Annotated in this window: 1 protein-coding gene; it reads right to left on the reverse strand. The window is 67.8% G+C overall.

The genetic code is table 11. The features are described from left to right. Window positions 1–22 precede the first annotated feature (22 nt). Window positions 23–1,249 carry an IS110 family transposase gene (locus ACFU8W_RS52475; protein WP_384053005.1) on the reverse strand — a complete coding sequence of 409 codons (1,227 nt, stop codon included), beginning with the start codon at window positions 1,247–1,249 and terminating at the stop codon, window positions 23–25. Window positions 1,250–1,316 lie beyond the last annotated feature (67 nt).

A 1,316-nucleotide genomic window follows, 5' to 3' on the forward strand; every position in this document is an offset into this window, starting at 1 on the left:
AGACATCCCATGCCGTTTGACGTCAAGTGGCATGGGGGTGTGCGTGGTGTGACCAGGCGGTCGCTTCGTCGTAGGGGGTGCGGGTCTTGAGGCATCCGTGGAGGATGCCGACGAGGCGGTTGCCAACCTGTCGCAGGGCCGGGTTGTAGCCGGCCTCGCGAGCGCGTTGCTTGTCGTAGTAGCGGCGGGCTCCGGGTGAGGTGTTGAGCGCGGAGAACGCCTGGCTCTGCAGAGCGTCAGCAAGCCGGTTGTTGCGGATGTAGCGGGCCTGGACGGTGTGGCTCTTGCCCGAGGCCCGAGTGATCGGGCTGGTGCCGGCGTAGTTCTTGCGGGCCTTCGCGCTGGCGTAGCGGGCCGGGTCGTCTCCGAACTCGGCGAGCACCCGGGCGCCGGTAATCTCTCCGATGCCGGGCATCGAGAGGTAGATCTCAGCGTCCGGGTGCGCGAGAAAATGTGCCCTCACCTGCCCTTCCAGCTCGGCTATCTGCTCGTTCATGGCGATCAGAAGCCGCGCGTGAGCCACAGCCGCGGCCGCGTAAGCGGCCGTGACCGGCTCGGGCAGGCCAAGATGCTGTTCCCGCAGCGCATCCTGGATCGTGCCCGCTTTTTGGGCCCGGTTGTGCCGGCGGGCCCGGGTGAGCGGAGCGGTGATCTGGGAGCGGGTCAGCTTCGCCGCTGCTGCGGGCGTGGGCGCCTTGATGAGGAGTTCCAGCGCGTCCGTGCTGGTCAGCGTCAGGTCCGCGTAGGCGCTGAGGGCTGCCGGGAAGTACTCGCGCAGTGTGTTGCGGAGCCTTTGGAAGGTGCGGGTACGTTCCCAGATGAGGGTCTGATGGGCGCGGGCGACGACCTTGACGGCCTGGGCCGCCTCGCTGTCACCAGCCACCGGCCGCAGCTGGTCCCGGTCGATGCGGACCATGTCCGCCAGTGCGTGGGCGTCGCCCTTGTCGCTCTTCGCGCCGGAGGTTCCATACCGTTCCTTGAACCGGGCTACCTGCCTTGGGTTGATCGCATAGACCTGGTAACCCGCGGCGATCAGAGCCTGCACCCACGGGCCGCGGTCCGTCTCGATCCCCACCACCACGTCGGCGGGGTCCAGGTCCTCACCACCGTGCCGGGCAACGAGCTCGTGGAGCTTGGCGACGCCTTCCACCCCTTCGGGCAGCTTCGCGGCAGCCAGCTTCCGGCCGGTCCCGTCCTGGACCTCGACATCATGGTGGTCTTCGGCCCAGTCATCACCGATCAGCAGCAACAGACCCTCCCCAGTCAGTACTTCACATGTCGGTGCAGCCTGCGGAAGGCGCGGCGCGCGGCCTAAT

Source organism: Streptomyces sp. NPDC057565 (genome assembly GCF_042801455.1).
GTDB lineage: Bacteria > Actinomycetota > Actinomycetes > Streptomycetales > Streptomycetaceae > Streptomyces > Streptomyces yanii.